Source organism: Pseudomonas sp. FP2196, assembly GCF_030687715.1.
GTDB lineage: Bacteria > Pseudomonadota > Gammaproteobacteria > Pseudomonadales > Pseudomonadaceae > Aquipseudomonas.
Window position 1 is genome coordinate 2717501 of the sequence record NZ_CP117445.1, and the last position, 24969, is coordinate 2742469.

The 24969-nt window shown below is 62.1% G+C and carries 3 protein-coding genes and 2 rRNA genes (1 of these 5 running past the window's edge); all 5 read left to right on the forward strand.

Features of this window, described 5'->3' with window-relative positions; genetic code table 11:
- A 23S ribosomal RNA gene (locus tag PSH79_RS12290) occupies positions 1 to 1776 on the forward strand (it extends 1119 nt beyond the left edge of the window).
- A gap of 151 nt (positions 1777 to 1927) precedes the next feature.
- Positions 1928 to 2043, forward strand: a 5S ribosomal RNA gene (rrf, locus tag PSH79_RS12295).
- A 688-nt stretch (positions 2044 to 2731) separates the two neighbouring features.
- Positions 2732 to 11743: a non-ribosomal peptide synthetase gene (locus PSH79_RS12300; protein WP_305443225.1), complete on the forward strand. Its 9012-nt coding sequence runs from the start codon at positions 2732 to 2734 to the stop codon at positions 11741 to 11743.
- Positions 11740 to 15852: an amino acid adenylation domain-containing protein gene (locus PSH79_RS12305; RefSeq protein WP_305443227.1), complete on the forward strand. Its 4113-nt coding sequence runs from the start codon at positions 11740 to 11742 to the stop codon at positions 15850 to 15852. The genes PSH79_RS12300 and PSH79_RS12305 overlap by 4 nt, the downstream gene beginning before the upstream one ends.
- Complete coding sequence (locus PSH79_RS12310; protein WP_305443229.1) at positions 15849 to 24968, forward strand: non-ribosomal peptide synthetase; 9120 nt, start codon at positions 15849 to 15851, stop codon at positions 24966 to 24968. The genes PSH79_RS12305 and PSH79_RS12310 overlap by 4 nt, the downstream gene beginning before the upstream one ends.
- The last annotated feature ends 1 nt before the right edge of the window (position 24969 follow it).

Here is a 24969-nt window from a genome sequence, read left to right on the forward strand (position 1 = left end):
ATGTAACGGGGCTCAAACCATACACCGAAGCTACGGGTATCACCTTCGGGTGATGCGGTAGAGGAGCGTTCTGTAAGCCTGTGAAGGTGAGTTGAGAAGCTTGCTGGAGGTATCAGAAGTGCGAATGCTGACATGAGTAACGACAATGGGTGTGAAAAACACCCACGCCGAAAGACCAAGGTTTCCTGCGCAACGTTAATCGACGCAGGGTTAGTCGGTCCCTAAGGCGAGGCTGAAAAGCGTAGTCGATGGAAAACAGGTTAATATTCCTGTACTTCTGGTTATTGCGATGGAGGGACGGAGAAGGCTAGGCCAGCTTGGCGTTGGTTGTCCAAGTTTAAGGTGGTAGGCTGAGATCTTAGGTAAATCCGGGATCTTAAGGCCGAGAGCTGATGACGAGTCATCTTTTAGATGACGAAGTGGTTGATGCCATGCTTCCAAGAAAAGCTTCTAAGCTTCAGGTAACCAGGAACCGTACCCCAAACCGACACAGGTGGTTGGGTAGAGAATACCAAGGCGCTTGAGAGAACTCGGGTGAAGGAACTAGGCAAAATGGCACCGTAACTTCGGGAGAAGGTGCGCCGGTGAGGGTGAAGGACTTGCTCCGTAAGCTCATGCCGGTCGAAGATACCAGGCCGCTGCGACTGTTTATTAAAAACACAGCACTCTGCAAACACGAAAGTGGACGTATAGGGTGTGACGCCTGCCCGGTGCCGGAAGGTTAATTGATGGGGTTAGCTAACGCGAAGCTCTTGATCGAAGCCCCGGTAAACGGCGGCCGTAACTATAACGGTCCTAAGGTAGCGAAATTCCTTGTCGGGTAAGTTCCGACCTGCACGAATGGCGTAACGATGGCGGCGCTGTCTCCACCCGAGACTCAGTGAAATTGAAATCGCTGTGAAGATGCAGTGTATCCGCGGCTAGACGGAAAGACCCCGTGAACCTTTACTATAGCTTTGCAACTGGACTTTGAATTTGCTTGTGTAGGATAGGTGGGAGGCTTTGAAGCGTGGACGCCAGTTCGCGTGGAGCCATCCTTGAAATACCACCCTGGCAACTTTGAGGTTCTAACTCAGGTCCGTTATCCGGATCGAGGACAGTGTATGGTGGGTAGTTTGACTGGGGCGGTCTCCTCCTAAAGAGTAACGGAGGAGTACGAAGGTGCGCTCAGACCGGTCGGAAATCGGTCGTAGAGTATAAAGGCAAAAGCGCGCTTGACTGCGAGACAGACACGTCGAGCAGGTACGAAAGTAGGTCTTAGTGATCCGGTGGTTCTGTATGGAAGGGCCATCGCTCAACGGATAAAAGGTACTCCGGGGATAACAGGCTGATACCGCCCAAGAGTTCATATCGACGGCGGTGTTTGGCACCTCGATGTCGGCTCATCACATCCTGGGGCTGAAGCCGGTCCCAAGGGTATGGCTGTTCGCCATTTAAAGTGGTACGCGAGCTGGGTTTAGAACGTCGTGAGACAGTTCGGTCCCTATCTGCCGTGGACGTTTGAGATTTGAGAGGGGCTGCTCCTAGTACGAGAGGACCGGAGTGGACGAACCTCTGGTGTTCCGGTTGTCACGCCAGTGGCATTGCCGGGTAGCTATGTTCGGGAAAGATAACCGCTGAAAGCATCTAAGCGGGAAACTTGCCTCAAGATGAGATCTCACTGGAACCTTGAGTTCCCTGAAGGGCCGTCGAAGACTACGACGTTGATAGGTTGGGTGTGTAAGCGCTGTGAGGCGTTGAGCTAACCAATACTAATTGCCCGTGAGGCTTGACCATATAACACCCAAGCAATTTGCGTCGAAAGGCCAAGTTGCGGTGTGTGAAGACGAAACGAACCGAAAGTTCGATGTTCACAAAACACCGAAAGCTGTCACATACCCAATTTGCTGAAGCGAGGCCAACTGGTCACGACTCAGTACCCGAATTTCTTGACGACCATAGAGCGTTGGAACCACCTGATCCCATCCCGAACTCAGCAGTGAAACGATGCATCGCCGATGGTAGTGTGGGGTTTCCCCATGTGAGAGTAGGTCATCGTCAAGATTAAATTCCGAAACCCCAATTGCGAAAGCAGTTGGGGTTTTGTTTTGCCCGCAGGAAAGTTCGTACAGCATTCACAAGCGCAATGGCTCAGGAAGAGTCCGATACTTATTTCGCAAATTTCCTACATTTTGTTTGCCTCGCCAGTAAAAAACAGGGTTATTATCCGACGGCGTTTCGGGTCATAAGCCCGGCGCCAGAAGATTGCCGCGTGTCCACAGACCCGGTAATCGCAGCCGATCGGGACCACCCTGGCGCTGTTATCCCCGCACAGGTTGTTCCTCGTCGTTGACCCTCAGATGGAAGCAGAGGTTTCAATTGATCACGCGGTTTGCAATCGACGATGTAATGGCCAAGGCGACCGATCTCGCCAGTGCGCCAGTCAATTCTCCAGCTGTTTGTGCTGACCGCGTTGCGGTTTTTTTCGCCTGCTCATCTCCCCCTGATTTCATGTGTGTGCCCGCATCGGACCTAGGTCTGCACTCGCGCGCCGCGCCATCTCCCTGAATTCGAATCACCGAACCGGCGCTTGAGGCCGGAGCCTGACTGACGGGGACGTACTGTCGCCGTCTGATCACAAAAATAAAGTAGTCATGGACGGTAGCCTCCGATGCTCGACAACACTTCCTTGCGCGGGACGATGCCTGCGCAGCCCGACCTTTCATCCAGAAAATCGCCAGCTGCTTCGGCAATGACCGATTCCGACTTTCAGCGACTGATCCATGACTGGAACAGCGCGACGCAGTCGTTCGATGAAAACATGTGCGTGCACGGCCTGTTTGAAGCGCAGGTGCTGCGCCATCCCGATGCCATTGCGGCACGTTGGCAGGCAGAGGCGATCAGTTACCGTGATCTCAATACCCGCGCCAATCGCCTGGCCCATCACCTGCGCAGTTTCGGGGTCGGGCCAGACGTGCGCGTCGGATTGTGCCTTGAGCGTTCGCTGGACACCCTGATTGGCGTGCTTGCGGTGCTCAAGGCCGGCGGCGCTTATGTGCCGCTGGATCCGGCGTATCCGCAGGCGCGGCTGGCACACATGCTGGCTGACAGCGCACCGCCAGTGGTGCTCACCCACGGCGCGGCGAAGCTTGCATTGTCGGCGGCGCTTGAGCATTCGGTCACTGCGCCGACGATTCTTGATCTGGATGACGCCAGACATTGGGCTTCGCTCTCGCCTGACAATCCCGATCCGCACGCTGTCGGCCTGACACCATGGCATCTGGCCTACGTGATCTATACCTCCGGTTCGACCGGCACCCCGAAAGGCGTGATGGTCGAGCACCGCGGCCTCGTCGGCGTGAGCGCCGCCTGGGAGCAACTCTATGCCCTGGACGAGCCGATCAATCACCTGCAAATGGCGGGTTTTTCATTCGACGTGTTCAGTGCCGATCTGATTCGGGCGCTGGGTTTTGGCGGCACGCTGGTGTTGTGCCCACGGGAAACCCTGATCGACCCTCCGGCGCTGTATCGCCTGATGAACGAAGCGCATATCGGTTTTGCCGACTTTGTGCCTGCGCTGCTCAACCCATTGCTGGCCTGGGTCGAAGAAAATGGTCACGACCTGTCGTTCCTGCGCACCGTGGTCTGCGGCTCGGACATCTGGACTGCCCACAGCGCACGGCAATTGCGCAGGCTTTGTGGTGACCGTGTGCAAATCGTCCAGGCCTACGGTGTCACCGAAGCGAGCATCGATAGCACCTGTTTTGAACTCAGCGACGCAAGCCAGGCTGATGGCGTGCTGCCCATCGGTCGGGCGCTGCCCAACACCCGGATTTACCTGCTCGACACTCAGGGTGCGCCTGTCGCCGTCGGTGTCGCGGGTGAATTGAACATCGGTGGCATCGGTGTGGCGCGAGGCTATCTGAACCTGCCGACACTCACCGCCGAGCGTTTCGTCGATAGCCCGTTCGTGACGGGCGAGCGTCTGTACCGCACGGGTGATCTGGCGCGATATCGGCCCGATGGGCAACTGGAGTTCCTTGGGCGCAACGACTCCCAGGCCAAGTTGCGCGGCCTGCGTCTGGAATTGGGGGAAATCGAAACTCGCCTGGCGGACATCCCGGGCGTGCGTGAAAGCGTGGTGCTGCTGCGTCAGGACGGCGCGCATGAACCGCGACTGGTCGCTTATTACTGCGCAGACGCGAGCCTGGCGCTGACTTCCCGCTCACTGCGTGAGCAACTGCAATTGAGCCTGCCGGATTTCATGGTGCCGACAGCCTTTGTGCGTCTCGATGCGTTGCCTTTGACCGCCAACGGCAAGGTTGATCGCCCCAATTTACCGGCTCCGAACGTCGAAGCGTTCGATCAACAGGATTACCTGGCGCCGCAAGGTTCGCTGGAAACTGCGCTCGCTGCGATCTGGGCCGAAGTGCTCGGCGTCGAGCGGGTCGGTCGTCAGGATCAGTTCTTCGCGTTGGGTGGCCACTCGTTGCTGGTGATGCGGGTGCTGGCTCGAGTTCGCCACGATCTTGGGTTGGAAGTGACAGCTTCAGCGCTGTTCGCTGCACCGGTGCTTGCCGAGTTCGCCAAACGGCTGCAAGCCAGTCAGGGGGCGGCTCGTCCAGCCATAACGGCTGTTGCACGATCGGACGCGCAAACGTTGTCGTCTGCGCAGGAGCGCTTGTGGTTTTTGGCACAAATGGAGGGCGGTAACGCGGCTTATCACATGCCATTGAACCTGCGCTTGCGTGGCTCACTGGACGTGGCGGCACTCGAACGCAGTTTCAATCAACTGGTGGCGCGTCATGAGGCGCTGCGTACCACTTTCCTCTCCGTTGAAGGCGAAGGGCGGCAACGGGTTTCGCCGCCCGCGCACAGCATCCGGCTGGCGGTGACTGATCTTCAGGGCCCTGACGCGCAAGAGCGTCTCAGCCGATTGATCGACGAAGAGGGTGCCAAGCCGTTCGACTTGAGCCGTGGCCCGTTGATGCGGGTCCGCGTGGTGCGGATGGCGGCGGATGACCACGTGCTTTTGCTGACCCAGCACCACATCATTTCGGATGGCTGGTCGATGGGTGTGCTGACCCGCGAACTGGGCGAGTTGTACGAAGCGGCGTTGCAGGATCGCGACGATCCGCTGCCTGCGTTGCCGGTGCAGTACGTGGATTATGCCGTGTGGCAAAAGCAGTGGCTGTGCGGTGACGAACTGGCTCGCCAAAACCGCTATTGGCGCAAAACGCTAGCGGGTGCACCAGTGCTGCTGGAGTTGCCAGCCGATCACAAGCGTCCGCCCGTGCAGGACTACCTCGGCGGTTATGTGCCGCTGGTATTCGACGAGGCCTTGACCGGTCGATTGAAGACCTTGGGCATGCAGCAAGGCACCACGTTGTTCATGACCTTGCTGGCCGGTTTTTCCCTGCTGTTGTCGCGCCTGGCGGGGCAGAGCGATGTGGTGATCGGCGTGCCATCGGCCAACCGCCCTCAACAGGAGTTGCATGGGCTGATCGGCTTCTTCGTCAACACCCTGGCGTTGCGCATGACTCGCTCAGGCACACCGTCAGTGGCGCAATGGCTGCAACAGGCGCGGCGAGTGGCGCTGGAGGCCCAGGAGCATCAGGATCTGCCGTTCGAGCAAGTGGTGGAGTTGCTCAACCCGCCGCGCAGCCTGGCGCACAGTCCGGTGTTTCAGGTGCTGTTTGCCTGGGAGCAGGATCAGGATTCTGACCTGCTGTTGAGCGGGTTGGAGGTCACTGCGGTCGAGAGTGGTCATCACGTGGCCAAGTTCGATCTGCAACTGGCACTCAGTGAGCGCGACGGCCAGATTGTCGGAGGCCTGGAATACGCCTCGGGCTTGTTCAATCGAGACACCGTCGAGCAGTTTGGCGATTACCTGCGCCGGGTGCTGGAGCAGATGGTCGAGGACGGCCATCAGCCGCTGGCGATGATCAACCTGTTGAGCGCCGAACAGCAGCGCAAAATCGTTCACGACTGGAACCGCACCACCCGCGAGACCTCGTCGCTGCCCGGTTGCGTCGCGCGCTTCGAAACCTTGGCCCGGCAGATGCCCGACGCTGTGGCGTTGCGCTCCGAGAGCGAGCCTCTGAGCTATGGCGAATTGAACCGCGTCGCCAACCAACTCGCCCATTACCTGATCGAGAAAGACATTGGCCCCGAGCACCGGGTCGGCCTGTGCCTGGAGCGCTCGCCGCAGATGGTTATCGGCCTGTTGGCGATCCTCAAGGCGGGCGCGGCGTATGTGCCGTTCGACCCTGCCTACCCGAGCGAACGTCTGGCGTTCATGTTCAGTGATGCCGCGCCGACCCTGTTGCTGACGCAGGCCAGCCTGCTTGCCGGATTGCCCGTCAGCGAAGGGATAGAAATCTGCTGTCTGGACACTGATGCGCAGCAATGGGCGCAGCATCCGAGCCTCGAACCACAGGTAGCGGTGACCCCGGAAAACCTCGGCTACGTGCTCTACACCTCTGGCTCAACCGGACGCCCCAAAGGCGTGGCGCACAGCCGTCGCGCGCTGGATAACCTGATCGCCTGGCAACTCGACCAGGCCACCACGCCGCAGCGTGTGCTGCAATTCGCCTCGCTGAACTTCGACGTGTCGTTCCAGGAAATCTGCAGCACGCTCTGCCAGGGCGGCTGCCTGTTGCTGATGACCGAAGATAGCCGCAAGGACCTTGCCGCGTTGCGTCCGACGCTGGTGGCTGAAGGTGTGCAGCGGGCGTTTCTGCCGTTCGCCGTGTTGCAGCAACTCGCCGGCCTGACTGAGGCCGACGCACCGATGCCGGTCGGTGGCTGCGAGATCATCACGGCCGGTGAAGCCCTGCAAATCAATGATGAGTTGCGCGGTTTTGTCCGAGGCCTCGGTGGTTCGCAGTTACACAACCAATACGGGCCGACCGAAACCCATGTGGTCAGCCAGTTCAGCCTTTCTTGTCACCAGGCCGAGTCCTGGCCGGATGCGCCGCCCATTGGTCGGCCCATCGCCAATGCGCGGCTGTACGTGTTGGACGAGCATCTGAATCCCGTGCCGGTCGGCGTGGCAGGTGAGTTGTACATCGCCGGTGCATGCCTGGCCCGAGGTTATTTGAACCGCGCGGATCTGACCGCCGAACGCTTCCTGCCGGATCCGTTCAGTGACGAGCCCGGCGCGCGGATGTACCGCAGCGGCGACCAGGCCAGGTTCCAGGCCGACGGCAACGTGCAATACCTGGGACGCATCGACCAACAGGTCAAGCTGCGCGGGTTCCGCATCGAACTCGGCGAGATTGACAGCCTGTTGCAGCAGCAACCCGGCGTGCAGGAAGCTGCCGTGCTGTTGCGTGAAGACGTGGCCGGCGACAAGCGTCTGGTGGCTTATGTGGTCGGCTCCGCGAGCAGCGAGTTGCTGCGTGCCGAACTGCAACGGCACTTGCCCGAACACATGATCCCGAGCGCGTGGGTCAGGCTGTCGCAACTGCCGCTGACCCGCAACGGCAAGCTCGACCGGCAAGCGTTGCCAGCGCCGGAGCGCAGCACTGCGGCCGCATACGTGGCGCCGCGTAACGACATCGAACGGCAAATGGCCGATATCTGGGCCGAGGTGCTCAAGTGCGAGCGGGTCGGTATCCACGATAACTTCTTCGACCTGGGCGGCCATTCGTTGCTGGCGACGCGGATGATCTACGCGATCAATCAGCGCATGGCCGCGCAGTTATCGCTTAGCAGCCTGTTCCAGAAGCCGGTGCTGATGGACCTGGCCGCGCACGTGCACGGCGCACGTGATGCCGACACTTATATCGAGCCTGCCTTCAGCCAGATCGAACCCGATCGCGGCGCCCGACATGAGCCTTTCCCACTGACCGATATCCAGCAAGCCTACTGGTTCGGTCGTGAGGCCACGGTCAGCCTCGGTGGCGTCAGTGCCCACGGCTATGAAGAATTGCGTATTCCCGACTTCGATGCTGAACGTTTCGAACAGGCGTTGAATCGCATGATCCAGCGTCACGACATGCTGCGCGTGGTGTTCCTCAGTGATGGCACGCAGCAGGTATTGGCGCAGGTGCCGACGTATTGCATGCCGCGCAGCGACCTGCGCGGTCTGCCGGCCGAGGTGGCGCAGCGCACGCTGGAAGCGGCTCGTGAACGCCAGTCCCATCAGGTGCTGGATGCCAGTCGCTGGCCGCTGTTCGAGTTCAGTTTGTCGCTGCTTGATGACGGCATTACCCATTTGCACATCAGCCTGGATGCGCTGATCGTCGATGCGGCGAGCACGCAGATTCTTGCGCGCGAATTGATGGCGTTCTACGTCGATCCGAGCCTTGATCTGGCGGAGCCGGGCCTGACGTTCCGCGACTATGTGCTGGCCGAGCAGCAACTGCGCAGCGCCAGCCGCTACGAGCAAGCGTTGAGTTATTGGCGTGAACGGGTCACCACCCTGGCACCGGCACCGGATCTGCCGCTGGTGCGTCAGCCCGAGAGCATTGCCAATCCACACTTCACGCGGCGCGACCGCGACATGTCAGCGGCGCAGTGGAGCCGGCTCAAAGAGGTGGCCAAACAGTTTGCGGTGACGCCTTCGGTGATGCTCCTGACAGCGTTCAGCGAAGTGCTCGCGTTGTGGAGTCGCACGCCACGCTTCACCTTGAGCCTGCCGCTGTTCAATCGCATGCCGTTGCACCCGGACGTCGACGAAATCATTGGTGATTTCACCTCGTTGGTGCTGCTGGAAGTGGCGATCGACGGGGCGCTGAGCTTTACCGAAAAGGCCCGTGCCGTGCAGGCGCGGTTGTGGCAAGACATCGATCATTCGGCGGTCAGCGGTGTGCGAGTGTTGCGTGAGTTGTCGCAGGCCCGGGGCGTGCAGCAGACGGCGATGCCGATTGTGTTCAACAGCACATTGTCGGAAGCAGCGCCGGAACTGGCCGAGTTCAATCTGGCGGACGCGTTGAACGCCCGGCACATGCACAGCATCACCCAGACCCCGCAAGTGTGGCTCGACCATACGTTGCTTGAACTGGAAGGACGGCTGTTGTTCAACTGGGACAGTATCGACGAGCTGTTCCCGGAAGGCCTGATCGAGCAGATGTTCGTCGCCTATAACGCGCTGCTCGATCGTCTGTGCGAACCGCAAGCGTGGGACGCGGACACACCGCAGCTGCTGCCGCAAGCGCGGCTGCCGGCGCCGGTCGACAGCCACGACACGCTGCCCCTGATGCACGAACTGTTCGAACGTCAGGCGCTTGCTACGCCGGATGCATTGGCGGTGATCGGCGCGCGGCAGCTGACTTACCGCCAACTGCGTGCAGAGGCTCGGCAACTCGGCGCCGCGCTGCAAGCTCAGGGCGTGGTGCCGAATCAGTTGGTCGCCGTGGTGATGGAGCGGGGCTGGGAGCAAGTGGTGGCGACCCTGGCGATTCTCTATGCCGGTGGCGCTTACCTGCCCATTGAACCCACTCAGCCGGCGGAGCGATTGCGGCATATTCTGCAGCGGGCCGAGGCGAGTCTGGCACTGACCCAACCGGCACTGATCGACAAGATCGAATGGCCGGCGCAAGTGACAGCGATTGGCGTGACCGACGCTGTCACTGCTGAGGTCGTTGCTTTGCGACCGGTAGAGCTGACCAGCAGCGATCTGGCCTACGTTATCTACACCTCCGGTTCCACCGGCCAACCCAAAGGGGTCGTGATCGATCATCGCGGTGCGGTCAACACGTTGCTCGATATCAACCGGCGCTTCGCCGTCGGCACGGCGGATCGGGTGTTGGCCATCTCGTCGCTGAGTTTCGATCTCTCGGTTTATGACGTCTTCGGCACCCTGGCGGTGGGCGCGGCGGTGGTCATGCTCGAACCGCAATTGGCGCTCGATCCGGCGCACTGGCTGACGCTGATCGAGCGTCATCAGGTCAGTGTGTGGAACTCGGTGCCGGCGCTGCTCGGCATGCTGCTTGAGTATGTTGAGGGCGAGGGTGGTGCATTGCCCGCCCACCTGCGCCTGGCGATGTTGTCCGGCGACTGGATTCCGTTGACCTTGCCCGAACGGGCCTGGGCCTTGCAGCCAGACTTGCAGTTGATGAGTCTGGGCGGCGCGACAGAAGCGTCGATCTGGTCGATCGGTTACGCCGTGCAAAACGTTGATCCGGCGTGGCGCAGCATCCCTTATGGCAAGGCCCTCGATCACCAGCGTTTTTACGTGCTGGACGAAGCGCTGCAAGTGCGTCCGACCTGGGTCGCGGGGCAGTTGTACATCGGCGGCATCGGTTTGGCCAAGGGTTACTGGCGCGATGAAAAGCTCAGTGCCGGCAGCTTCTTCGCCCATCCACTGACCGGTGAACGCCTGTATCGCACCGGGGATCTGGGGCGTTTGTTGCCGGACGGCAACATCGAGTTTCTCGGCCGCGAAGACAATCAGGTCAAAGTTCAGGGCTATCGCATCGAACTGGGCGAGATCGAAGCGGCGCTCAACCGTCATCCGGGCGTGCAGAGCGCCGTGGTGCGCATCCTGGGCAGTACGTTGGGAGAGAAGCGCCTCGCCGGTTACGTGCTCAAGGCTGATCCGGAGCTGCAAGCCAGGGACTTCAGCGAATACCTGGCGGATAAGCTGCCGGCCTACATGATTCCGTCGTCGTTCACTTTCGTGGAGGCCTGGCCGTTATCGTCCAATGGCAAGGTCGACAAGAAGCGTCTGCCGGAACCGGCGCACACCGAGGAACAGGGGCCGGCATTGCAAGTCGATGGCCCGCAGGAGCAGCGCCTGGTGGACATCGTGCAAGGCGTGCTCAAGCACGATGCGATTGCCGCCAACGCCAACCTGCTGAACCTTGGCGCGACCTCCATCGATATCGTCAGGATCAGCAATGCGTTGTCCAGCGCCTTGCAGTTCCGTCCGCACGTGGCGCAACTGCTGGCCCAGCCGACACTTCTGCATCTGCTCGGCATGTACCGCCAGAGCCGGGTTCGCCAAGAAGTCATCGGCAGCGTTCAGCAAGCACCGAGCACCCCGCCGGAAGTCATCGAAGATCCGCAGTTGCGGGCGCAGTTCAAGGCTGAGCAGCGCGGGCGGCGTGAATTCGCTCAAGCCTTGCCGACGCTGGAACTGGCCTTGCCACAAGACCCGACGTTCGCCCGGCGCTTCGGCGAGTATCGCTCGGTGCGTCAGTACAGCCTGCAGCCGATTGCCGGCGAGGTTTTCGCGCAATGGTTGGCGGCGTTGGCGCAAGGGCAATTGGACGGGGAGGCGAAATACCAGTTCCCGTCGGCGGGCGGGCTTTATCCGATGCAGACATACCTGTACGTCAAGCCGGATCGCGTGCTTGGCGTGCCGGGTGGCGCGTATTACTACGATCCCCGCCAGCATCGCTTGCTGGCCCTGCAGAGCGGTGTGCTCGACCCGGACACCTATGACTATTTCGTCAATCGTCCGGTATATGAAAACGCCGCGTTCTCATTGTTTTTCATCGCCGACATGGCGGCGATCCGTCCGTTGTATGGCGAGCGCAGCCGTGACTTCTGCCACATCGAAAGCGGTGCCATGGCGCAGTTGCTAAGCATGACCGCCGTCGAACAAGGCCTGGGTCTGTGCGGGATCGGTTCGGTCGAGGAGCAGTCGCTGGCGGCGCTGTTCGACCTCGGACCGAGCCATGAGCTGATCTACTCGATGATCGGTGGTTTGCGCACGGCCGATGAGCAACACCGCGCGTCGGTCGAGGCGTATGCCCCAGTGCCGGTGACTGAATGCCTTGACGACGATGACATGGAGGAATTCGAAGTATGAATGCCGATCAATTGCTGGCGCTGTTCGCTCGTCATGGCGTGGTGCTCGATGTGGATGGCGACAAACTGCGCTGCAAGGCGCCTCGGGGTTTTCTCACCGAAGAGCTGACCCAGGCGCTCAAGCAACACAAGCAGGAACTGATTGCCTTGCTCGGTGGCCAGGACAGCGCGGCGATTCCCCGTCGTGGCGGCGAGCAAACAGCCTGGCCGTTGTCGTTTTCGCAGCGGCAACTTTGGTTTCTCGATCAACTGGAGCCTGGTAACCCGTTCTACAACGTGCCAACCGCAGTGACGCTCAAGGGGCATCTGGACGTTGCGCTGTTGGAGCGCGCGCTGAATGAGCTGGTGAGCCGCCACGAAATCCTGCGCACGACCTTTTGCCGCGTGGAAGGCGAGCCGCGCCAAGTGGTGCATCCGCCGGTGGCGCAGTCGTTGCCGGTCAAGGATCTGCGCCCGTTGTCTGCCCGCGAGCGTGAGCAGCAGGTCAGCCGCGCCGTCGAGCAGGAGGCCCGTGCGCCGTTCGATCTGGCCAGCGGGCCGTTGCTGCGCGCGTCTTTGCTGCGCTTGGCCGACGACGAATACCTGTGGCTTTACAGCGTGCATCACATCATCGCGGACGGTTGGTCGATGGGTGTGATCCTGCATGAGGTCGCCGTGTTGTATGGCGATTATCAGCGTGGCGAGGCACCGAGTCTGGCGCCGCTGCCGGTGCAATACGCCGACTACGCCTGCTGGCAGCAACAGCGCGTGGGCGGAGCGATGCTGGACGATCAACTCGACTACTGGCGCCGCGCCCTGGCCGATGCGCCGGCGCTGTCGACCTTGCCCGCCGACCGGCCGCGACCGTTGGTGCAGCGTTATGTCGGGGCAACTTTCAGCGCCTGCGTCGATGGCGGCACACTGCGCGAACTCACGGCGTTGGCCCGGCAGACGCAAGGCACGCTGTTCAACGTGCTGCTGGGGGCGTTGGCCGTGTTGCTGTGGCGCCACAGCGGCCAGCAGGATTTGTGCATCGGCACGCCTTTCGCCAATCGCAACCGTGCGGAAATCGAGCCGCTGATCGGTCACTTCGTCAATACGCTGGTGCTGCGTCAACGCTTGAACCCGCAGCAGACCTTCGCCGAACTGCTGCGCGAGGTCCGCGGCCAGATGCTCGACGTCCACGCCCATCAGGACGTGCCGTTCGACCGCGTGGTCGAGGCGCTCAACCCACAGCGCGATACCGGTCATTCGCCACTGTTTCAGGTGATGCTGGTGCTGCAGAACACCCCCGGCAACGCCGTGCAAATGCCCGGGCTGACACTGGCGCCGTACAGCACCAGCAGTGCCACGGCCAAGTTCGATCTGGCGTTTGAATGGGTCGAGCGCGAAGGGCGTCTGGACTTGTTGGTGGAATACAACACCGACCTGTACGACGTCGCGACCATCGAACGCCTGAGCGGCCACTACCGGCATCTGCTCGAACAGATCGCCACGGACGCCAAACAACCGATTGGTGCGCTGCCATTATTGGCCGAAGCCGAACGTCAGCAGATTCTGCTCGACTTCAATCATGCAGCTGCGCTGACGCAAACGGTCGACTGTGTTCATCGTCTGGTCGAAACCCAAGTCGCGCGCAACCCGCAGGCTTGCGCGGTGGTGTTCGAAGGCGAGTCGCTGAGTTACGCCGAACTGAATGCCCAGGCCAACCGCTTGGCGCGGCACCTGATTAGCCTGGGTGTCGGCCCGGATGTGCGCGTGGCCGTGTGCATCGAGCGTTCGCTGGCGTTGCCCGTCGCATTGCTGGCGGTGCTCAAGGCCGGTGGCGCTTATGTGCCGCTGGACCCGGATTATCCGCTGGGGCGCCTGAGTCATATGCTCGGTGACAGTACACCGGCGGTGCTGCTGACCCTGGGTTCGGCGCACGGAATTTTGCGTCAGGCCCTGCAAGGCTCAACCTGGGAAGCGCCGGTGCTGGACCTCAAGGACGACGCCGCGAGTTGGGCGCAGTTGTCGGCGGACAATCTCGATCCGCACAGTGTCGGGGTCACGCCCGATCATCTGGCCTACGTGATCTACACCTCGGGCACCACCGGTTTGCCCAAAGGCGTGATGGTTGCCCACCGTGGCCTGAGCAATCTGTTGCTGTGGTGTTTGCAGGTCTGCGGCGAAGCAGGGGCGATGCTGCACAAGATCCCGTTCGGTTTCGACGCCTCGGCCTGGGAGACGTTCTGGCCGCTGGCAACCGGTGGGCGTCTGGTGATAGCGCGGCCCGGCGGCCATTACGAGCCGGCGTATCTGGCCCGCGAAACCCGCGAACAGCAGGTCACGGCACTGGTGTTTGTGCCGGCAATGCTTGAGCTGTTTCTGGAGGTCGAAGAGGTCAGTCTGTGTGCTTCGCTCACCGATGTATTCAGCGGCGGCGGTGAGTTGCCGCCAGCCCTGGCCCGGCGTTTCCAGGAGCGCCTGCCGCATGTGCGCCTCCACAACGTCTATGGCCCCACCGAAACCACGGTGATCAACAGCATCTGGACGTTGCAGCCCGGCGCCGAGGTGCCGGCGCTGAAACTGCCAATCGGTCGACCGATCGCCAACAACCGCTTTTACGTGCTCGATGAGCGCGATGCGCCGGTGCCTGTGGGCGTTACCGGGCACTTGCACATCGGCGGTGTCGGCGTCGCTCGGGGTTATCTGGGGCTGGAGCAGCTCAGTGCCGAGCGCTTTATCGACAGCCCATTCGTCGCAGGCGATCGGCTCTATCGCAGTGGCGATCTGGCGCGTTATCGCGCGGACGGACAGCTGGAATTCCTCGGCCGCAACGACTTTCAAGTCAAGTTGCGCGGTGTGCGTCTGGAACTGGGCGAGATTGAGGCTCGGCTGGAGGCGTTTGCAGGCATTCGCAGCGCCGTGGTGCTGATGGTTGGCGAAACGGCGCAGGATCAGCGGCTGGTCGCCTGTTGCGTGGTCGCCGCGCAACCGGACGAGACGGCGGTGCATGCGCATCTGGCGGCGACGCTGCCCCGAGCGGTTGTCCCCGGCAGCTATTTGTGGCTCGACCACTTGCCGCTGACCGCCAATGGCAAGGTGGAACGCGCCGCGTTGACGGCACTGGCGGATCAGGACCTGGCCGATCGTCAGGTCAACCTGAGCAGCCCGCGCGATCACATCGAACTGGCGCTGTACCAGATCTGGAAAAGCCTGTTACTGGCGCCGCAGATTGGCATTCGCGACAACTTTTTCAATGTCGGCGGCACGTCCATCGCCGCGATCAAGATGGCCCATGAAATCAGCCAGATGTTTGCGGTGGAAGTGCCGGTGCGCGTGGTGCTCAGCTACCCGACCATCGAGGCGTTGGGCGGCTGGCTGCGGATCGGGGCCAACCCGGCCGTGGCGCAAAGTAATCTGATCGAGTTTCGCCGGGGCGCCGGCCGGAGCAATGTGGTGTGTATTCACCCGGCGGGCGGTACGGCGTTCTGTTATCTGTCCCTGGCCAAGGTGCTGCCCGAAGACGCCGGCGTCTACGGTGTGCAATCGCCGGGGCTGAATCCGGGGGAGAGCACCGAGCCGACGGTCGAAGCGATGGCCGAGGCGTATCTGCGCCTGATCGCCCCCCTGATCATTCAGCCGCTGGTGCTCACCGGACTATCGTTCGGTGGCCTGGTGGCTTACGAAATGGCGCGGCGGTTGACGGCAGCCGGGCATCGTCAGGTGAGCGTGGTGTTGCTCGATACTCAAGGCAGCGACGATCCGGGTTTTCGCGAGCAGATCGGTACGGTGGACATGGCCGAGTTCCGCGACAAGCTGGTGCGCTTCAACGGCATGTATCCCGGCATCGAAGACGCGCAAGTCGAGCGCTATTTCCATCTTTACAACCATAACCGCCTGGCCATGGCCGCCTATGAGTGCGCGCCAAGCGCCGGGCGTGTCGTGCTGATTCAGGCGAGGGAAGATTTCAGCCGCCATCAGTTGCATGAGCTGCGCGGCTTCTGGCGTCGCCGCGCCGGCAGCGGCTATTTGGCGAAACTGGTCAGCGGCGGCCACTGGGACATGCTCGAAAGCGCGGAAATCCATCGGGTTTCGCAGATCATCAGGCAGGAACTGCAACGCTGTGATTCGCAGGAGGCGAAATGATGAGTGCCCATCACATGACGTTGCTCGCACGCTTTGCCGCGCAGGTGCAGCGAGATCCACAGGCACTGGCGGTGATCGATCAATCGGTGCAGCTGACTTACGCGCAACTGGCCAGTGCCAGCGAGCGCATCGCCAAAGGATTGCAGGCGCGCGGCGTTCAGCCCGGCCAGTCGCTGGCGCTGTGCATGCCGCGCTCCTGGCAATGGCTGGCGGCGATGCTCGGCGCTTTGAAACTCGGTGCCGTGGTGGTTCCGCTGGATCGGGCCAGCCCGCTCAAGCGGCGCGATGTGATGTGCGCCGACGCGGCCTGTGTCGGTCTGATCACCTTGGGCGAGGAGCAGCCATGGCCGCTTTCGTCGACACTTTGGCAGGCCAGTGTCGAGGCATTGCTCGACCAGCCGGATCATCCGCCGCAAGTGCTGGCTGCAGAGTTCGCCGAGGTGATGTTCCTGTTCTACACCTCGGGCACCACCGGCACTCCGAAAGCGGTGGAGGTTGGCGAGCTCGGTCTGCTGCGTCTGGCGCACACCGACGCCTATATCGAGATTCGTCCGGCGGATCGTTTTGCCTGCCTGTCCAACCCGGCTTTCGATGCGTGCAGTTTCGAGCTGTGGGCACCGCTGCTCAACGGCTGCTGCTGCGTGATGATCGCCGACGAAGACGCGCTGGATGCGCGACGTCTGGCCGAAGTTCTGGAGCAAACCCGGGTCGACAACCTGTTCATGACGGTTTCGCTGTTCAACACCTTGATCGCCGATTGGCCCGCGTGCTTTTCCAGCCTGCGTCAGGTGCTGATCGGTGGAGAACAAATCAGCGCCGTCGCCGTGCGTGCCTGGTACCGGGCCAACCCTGAAAGCGCCTGCCGGATTTTCAACGTTTATGGTCCCACCGAATGCACCACGTTCGCCGTGTGCTGGCCGATTCCGCGCGACTTTGTCGGCGACCTGGTGCCCATCGGTCGCGCGTTGCCCGACACCGCTCTGCTGGTGCTGGATGACCGGCAACGGCCGGTGGCCGCAGGTGAGGTGGGCGAACTGTATTTGAGTGGCAGCGGTGTCGCCCGGGGTTATCGCAACCGGCCCGAAGAAACGGCACGCCAGTTCGTGCGTTTGCCCGAACTCGATGGCGGGGCCCAGGTGCATTACCGCACTGGCGATCGGGTGCGGCGCAATGCCGATGGCTTGCTTGAATATCTCGGGCGAGTTGACCGGCAGGTGAAGATTCGCGGTTTTCGAATCGAGCCGGCGGAGGTGGAGCAACGGATTCTTGAGCATCCGGGCGTGGCGCAGGTGTACGTCTGCACCCGGCGCAACGCGGCGGAAGATCATCAGTTGCTGGCGTACATCGTGCCGCGCGGTGAACTGGACTATCACGCCTTTGAAAGCCATTTGCGGGCACAACTGGCGCCGTACATGCGCCCGCATCAGTTGTTCCTGCTGGAGCGTCTGCCGTTGACTGCCAACGGCAAGATTGATCGCGATAACTTGCTCGCGCAGGCACTGAGCCCATGGCATCCAGCGGCGGCCGCCGCGCAAGACGTCAGCGCTTCGCCGGCGCTGGATTGGCTGTTATCGCAGGCCCGATCACTGCTTGGGCAACCGACGCTGAGTGCGCAGGATGACTGGCTGAGCAGTGGCGGCGATTCGCTGAAGGCCATGCGTCTGCGATCGGCAATTCGCAGTCGTTGGCAACGTGAGATCGCTGTCGGCACGTTGCTCAACGAATCCTTCGCGGTGCTGGCCGAACAGCTGACCGCTGAGCTGAGCCGCGACTCGATCTATCCACCCGCACCGTCCATCAGCACTGCCCGGCGTTTGCCGGCCACCGCTGAACAACGACGCTTGTGGTTGCTGCAACAACGTTCGCCTGCTTCGACGGCGTACAGCGTGCCGCTGATTCTGCATCTGGCGCCGGGCGTGGAGGTCGCGGCACTGGCCGCGGCCGTGGAGCGTCTGGTGATTCGCCATCCGGGGTTGCGCACGGCGTTCGTCTCCGGTGCTGAAGGTCTTGATCAGTTGATTGCCGAGCAGGGCCCGGTCTGCCGCACCTTTGCGGTCGGGCATTTCAGTGAACACAACTGGCGGGCGTTCGCGGAGCTGGTGTTCGGCACGCCGTTCGACCTGAGCACACCGAACCTGTTTCAGGCGTGGCTGTTGCCGTTTGCCGATGGCAGCTGTCGGTTGTTGTTGAATCTGCATCACATCATCGTCGACGGTTGGTCGGTGAACCTGTTGTTCGACGATCTGATTCAGCTCTATGCCGATAGCGTGCAAGGCCGCGAGAGCCCGGAACCACCAGCACGCCTGACGGCGCTGGAGTTTGGCCTGTGGCAGCGGCAGTGGAGTATCGACCCGCATTATCGTGACCAGCGCCGCGCCCTCGCCGAATTACACCGACGTCAGGAAGAACCCTCGCCGGCGCTGCTGCCGAAGCGCGCCGTCAGTCTGCACGCCAGGCTGTACCGAGAACCGCTGGGCGACGTGCGCAGTGCCGCCCTCGAACGGTTCTGCGTGGGACAGCGACTGACCCGTTTCGAAGTGCTGTTCAGTGTCTTCGCCTGGAGCCTTTATGCTTTGACCGGGGTTGCGCGCCCGCGTATTGCCAGCCCGGTCGCCAACCGGCCACTGGCGGAATTCGAGGACACCGTCGGCATGTTTGCCAACACGGTGCTGATTCCCACCGCCGTGGATCAGTCTTCGCCGCTGTGTGAGCAGTTGCGCAAGCAGGCCGCCACCGTGCGCGAGGTCTTGGCATTGCAGGACGTGGCACTGGCTGATCTGGTGGAAGACCTGCGGCTGTCGTCGAGCACCGCGCTGTTCGATTTCATGTTCGTGCTGGAAAACACCGATTACGCCGCGCTGGCGGATTCAGGCCTGCGTGCCAACCTGGAATTCAGCGAGGAGTTGCACGCTAAATGCCCGCTGACATTGCTGATGGTGGGGGCCGGCTCGCAACTTGAATGCTGGTGGGAATACCAGTGCAGCTACTTCGATGCCGAGCAGATAAGCGCGGTGAACGCGTTGTTCCGTCGTGGCCTGGACTTGTTGCTGGAGGCCCCGGCAGCCACCCTCGACGATCTGCTGGGCCCTTATCGATCCGGCTTGCCAGCGGCCAGCGAAGGCCCGATCAGCGAGCAGGCGTTCAACACACTCGCGGACTGGTTTGAACATCAGGCGCACAGCACGCCCGACGCCATTGCGCTGGTGCAGGGGCAGCAGCGCCTCGCTTATGGCGAGTTGAATGCGCTGGCCGATGCCCTGGCGGCAAGTTTGATCGAGCGTCATCCGTTACCGCTCGGGAATATGCCGTTGCAGGTCGTGCTGTTCCTCGAGGCTTCGGTGGAGCACATCGTCGCATTGCTGGCGCTGGCGAAACTCAACCTGACCGCTGTGCCGCTGGACCCGGCGTACCCTGTGGCGATCCAGCGCCAAGTGTTGGCGCAGGCACAGCCGCATTGTCTGCTGTTCAGCGCCGCGACCGAGGCGAGGCTGGATGATCTGAATGCGCGGCGGTTTGCCTTGCATCGGGTTGATCTGCTTGCCGATGTTCGGCCATTCGAACGCCCACGCCACGGCGGTGAACGCCCGTTGTATACGCTGTTCACCTCCGGCTCCACCGGTACGCCGAAAGGTGTGCAGGTATCGGAGCGGACCCTGTGCAACTTGCTGCAATGGCAACGCCACGAAGGACAGTTGCCGGCCAAAGCGGTGACGTTGCAGTTCTCCATGCTGTCGTTCGACGTGTCGTTTCAGGAGATCTTCAGCACCCTGTGCGGGGGCGGCTGTTATCACCTGATCACGCCGGGCTGGCGCCAGGATGCCGAGGCGCTGCTGGGATATCTGGTCGAGGCGCGGATCGAGCGGCTTTTCTTGCCGTATGTGGCGTTGCAGCATCTGGCGCAAACCGCCGTGGCCCGAGGCATCTATCCGGGTGCGTTGCGCGAAGTGGTGACCGCCGGGGAGCAATTGCTCTGTACCGAGGCATTGCGCAACTGGTTCAGTGCCATGCCGCAAGCCTCGCTGTTCAATCACTATGGGCCGACCGAAACCCATGTGGTCAGCGCCATGCGTTTGCCGGCCGTGGCCCGCGACTGGCCGTTGCGCGCTCCGATCGGCCAAGCGGTCGGCAATGCCCGGTTGCTAGTGGTCGACGCGCACGATCGCCCGGTGCCGAACGGCTGCCGTGGCTACCTGCTGGTCGCGGGGCCGATGGTGGCCCGGTGTTATCTGGCCGACCCCGCGCTAAACGCTGCGCGGTTTGTCGAACTGGCAGAGGGCGAGGGTGGCAGTCGCCTGTTTTATCGAACCGGCGATCTGGCGTGGGCGGACGCACAGGGTTGTCTGCATTATCTGGGACGCGATGATCAGCAGGTCAAGCTCAGTGGTCATCGCCTGGAGCTTGGGCAGATCGAGGCGGCGCTGATGCAGGTGCCGCAGGTGGTCAACGCGGTGGTGGCGGTTCAAGCCGAACCGCCGCGCCTGACCGCATGGCTGCAACTCGACGGCGAACCCGCAACCTGCGCACAACTGGATCGTCAGGTGGCGCGGCAACTGCCTGCTCATGTGCGCATTGATGAGTACCGGCGGATTGACGTCTGGCCACGCACCCCCAGCGGCAAGATTGACCGCAAGGCGTTGCCGGAGATGGGCGAAGCGCTGGAACGGCGCAATGCGCCACCGCCGGGCGTGCCGTTGTGTGCGCTGGAGCGGCAACTGAGCGAGCTGTTCCAGGAAGTGATCGGGCGTGACATCGAGCCGGAGCAGACCTTTTTCGAGGCCGGCGCCACCAGCCTCGGACTGATGCGTTTGCACGTTCGGTATAACCAGGTGTTGGCGCATCAAGTGGCAATGGCCGATCTGTTTGAACACGTCACCGTACGGCGCTTGGCGGCACATCTGTCGAAGGCACCGATGGCTGCCGTAGAGCGTGTGCGCCAGGCCGATGAGGGGCATCAGCCGATGGCAATTATCGGCATGTCGGTCAATGTGGCTGGCGCGCAGAACCTGTCCGAGTTCTGGGCAATGGTGCAAGGCAACGGGTCAGGCATCGAACGCTTCAGCGCGAGCGAAGGCTTGGTCGGCGCCCGCAGTCAATTGGCCGGCATGCTCGACTTCGACCCTGAGTATTTCGGTATCAGCCGTCAGGAAGCGCGCCTGATGGACCCGCAACAGCGGCATCTGCTGATGGCGTGTGTGCAAGCCCTGCAACACGCGGCCATCGTGCCGGGCGCCGAGGGGCCGCGTGTCGGTCTGATCGCCAGTTGCGGCGAAACCACATACTTCCAGCAGATGCTCCGTGAAACCGCTGACGGCGATTTGCCGGACGGCTTCCAGATGGCGTTGCATCACGATAAGGATTTTCTCGCGACCAAAGCCGCTTATCACCTCGATCTCAATGGCCCGGCCCTGAGCGTGCAGGCGGCGTGCGGCAGTTCGTTGATCGCTGTGCATCTGGCCAGTTCGATGCTGCAACAGGGTGACAGCGACGTGATGCTGGCAGCCGGCGTGCTGATTGATCCGACGTTGACCGATGGCTATCGTCATCGCTCACAGCACATCTTTTCCGCCGATGGTCTGTGCCGTCCTTTCAGCGACGACGCCAGCGGAACCATTGGCGCCAGTGGTTATGGCGTTGTGGTGCTCAAGCCATTGGCCAAGGCCCGGGCGGATGGCGACCGGATCTATGCGCTGGTCGAGGGCAGCGCGTTAAACAACGATGGTCGGGCCAAGATGAGTTACACCGCACCGTCGGTGGCCGGGCAGAGCGCAGTCATTCGTGAGGCGCTGAGTCGCGCCGGATTGACCGGGGCGGACATCGGCTACATCGAAGCTCACGGCACCGGTACGTTGCTGGGTGATCCGATCGAGGTCGCGGCCTTGACCCAGGCTTTTGGCGACGCACCTGCCGAGCGTTGCGCGCTGGCCTCGGTGAAAAGTCAGATCGGCCACCTGGGCGCGGCGGCCGGGGTGGTCGGGCTGATTCGCGCCAGTCTTGCTGTGTTCCATGGTGTAGTGCCGCCGAACCTTGGCTTTGGCCGGATCAATCCGCAGATCGATCTTGAGCATTCGCCGTTCTATGTACCCACTTCGTCCCGGCCTTGGCCGCAAGGACGGCGGCGTCTGGCCGGGGTCAGCAGCTTCGGAATTGGCGGTACCAACGCCCATGTGATTGTCGGTGCTGCACCTTCGGTGCCAGACGTGAGCGAAGAAACCCTGCCACTGCTGATGATCTCGGCTCACAGCCGAGGCGAATTGCTGCGCGATATCGCCACGATCAGGGACTACCTGCTGGCGTATCCCGACCGGCATGCCGCGCTGTTGCGGTATCTGCAAAGTGGTCGCAAGCAACTGCGCTGGCGCTTTGCGATGGTTTGCCAGCCGGGTGATGACATCCCGTTGCAGCCTGCCTCGATCAAGGAAGTCAGTGCTTCGGGCGTACAACTGACTGCCGGTGATCATGCCGTGCCTGAGCTGCTGGCCGCCTGGTACGAAGGGGCGAACATTCAGTGGGCGCGGCGCTCGGCACCGCCGCCTTGGGATTTACCGCCGTCGTCGTTCGATCTGCAGACCTATCGCTTCCAACCCTCGGTCGTGGCTGAAACCGTTGCACCGCCGTCGCCAACCCTTGAGCGCCAACCGCTGGCGGACTGGTTCCACCAACGGCAGTGGGTACGCACCCGGCGCTTGGGCGCGATGGCAGCGGGCGCGAGGCGTGAAGTCGCGATCCTTTGCACTCATGACACGCCCGGCGCTGCGTTGTTGGAGAGCCTGAGTGCGGTCTATCGACGCGTGGTTCAGGTGCGCGCCGGCAATGGCTTCAAGCGACTCGGCACAGACCGTTTCGAACTTGACCCGCTCGACGCCGAGGTCTTGAGTCGATTGCTTGGTGAGGTGGGAGAACCCTCGGTCGTCGAACTGGACTGGCTGCATGCCTTGCCGCTGTCGGTGGCGGGCGCGGTCGACGAACAAAGTCTCGACCGCTCGCAGTGGGCCTGTCTGGACACGGTCAGCGCGCTGATGCAGGCGTGGGGACAAACCGCGCGCACGACAAGTTTGCGGTTGTGGTTGATGTCGTGGCAGGCGTGCCCGGTTGTTGGCGAGATACGCCGCCCTGAACTGGCCGCACTGGCGGGGATTACCGAAGTGGTGCCCCAGGAGTACCCGGTGCGTTGTCACTGGCTGGATTGGCCGTCGCCGCACCTCGATACGCAGGCCGGGGAGCTGGCAGCATTGCTGGGTGAACCGGCGTCGTTGCCACGGCGCATGGCGATTCGCGACGGTTACCTGTGGCAGCCACGGTTGCTGCCCCAGCCATTGCCGACCTCGGCAACGTCTTCCAGCCTTTTGCCGGAGGAGGGCACGTTCCTGTTGTTGGGCGGCACGGGCGGGATCGGTCGTACCTTGTGCGAACACTTGTTGCAGGCACCGGGTCGGCGGGTGGTGCTGCTCTCGCGTCATAGCGAATTACCGGCGTCTCTGGCGGCTTATGCGTCGCGGATCGACTGCCTTCAGGCGGACATCGCTGACCTTGACCGGTGGCCACAGATACTCGATCAACTGGCCAAGTGTTACGGCCGAATGAGCGGGGTGATTCATGCGGCGGGCGTCGGTGCCGGCAGTCTGATTCGCCACCGCGATGCCGGACAAATGGCCCAGGCCATGGCGGCCAAGACGCGCGGCATGCTCGCGGTCGAAGCCTTGATCGAGCGTCTGACGCCAGATTTTGTCCTGTACTGCTCGTCGATGTCGGCGCTGTTCGGCGGTGCCGGTCATCTGGACTACGCCGCGGCCAGCGCGGTGCTCGACGGCTTCGTCCACTATCGTCCGGATTCTGCGCGCGCTTGCCTGCGCCTGGGGATCAACTGGGACATCTGGCGTGACATTGGCATGGCTACGACGAGCAATGGCGCAGACGTTGCGCATCAGGAGCATCTGACGGTCGGCCTGTCGGCGCAAGAGGCTTGCCGGGTGTTTGATCTGGCAATGGCCACGCAGTTGCCGCAGTTGCTCGTGTCCACGACGGGCATCGACGCCTCGCGGCGTTTTTATCCGGTTCGTCATGGGGGCGCGGGCGCTCCGTCCGAGGCGCCGAAAGGCGTGGATCTGCGGGCGCGTCTGGGTGAGTGCCTGTGCAAATGGCTCGGCATTGCCGATCTGGATGACGACCATTCGCTGTACGACCTGGGCGCGGATTCGCTGACGTTGCTGGACCTGATCGACGAGCTGCAAGCGGCCACCGGTGAGGTGTTCCAACTGTCGCAGTTCAGTCACAAGGTCAGCCTGAACGAAGTGCTAGGGCTGGTGGAGGCGAGCGCGGTGGAGGTGCCCTGCGTCGCGCAGCCGAGCTGGAGCGACGCGGTGCGGATTGATCAGTGGCATGCCGGAGGCGGGCGCGAGTGGCTGTACCTGATTCACCCGGTGGGTGGCGATGTTCAGGCCTACCGGGAACTGGTTTCGGCACTGCCTGCGGACCTGGGAGTGTGCGTGATCGCCGACCCGGCGTTGCGTGTTCCGGGGTTGCCAAACATCAGCGTTGCCGAGCGTGCGCAGTTGTATTTGCAGGCGATCAAGGCTCACAACCCTGATGGCTGCGCCTGGCGTCTGGCCGGGTGGTCGTTCGGTGCGTGGGTGGCACAGGCGCTGTGTCATCAGGCGCAGGTTGCCGGGTTCCGCCAACCGCTGCTGTACCTGATCGACCCTCCCGCACCGGATGCCGGGGCGGAACTGGCGAGTATTGACGAGCAGGTCATCGAGCAAGTGTTCGAGCGCGAGTTTGCCCAGCGCTGGCCGAATATCGAAGGGCAGGCAATGTCCGAAGAACGTCAGGCTTATCTGCAACGGCTCACGGTGTGCTGCCGCAACAACATGAACAGCATGGCGGACTTCCAGCCGCCAGTGCTGGCTGCCACGGCGGTGCGAATGTTCATCGCCGGGCAGCCCAACCCTTATGGCCTCGGCAACACCTTGAGCGTGGAAGACCTGCACCGCCATTGGCAGACATTGCTGCCGCAGATGCTCAGTTGGCAATTACTCGACACCGATCACTACGGCATCGTGGCCGGCCGCTGGGCGCGGTTGTTGGCCGAGGTGATCGGCACGGAGGGGCCGTTGCAATGAA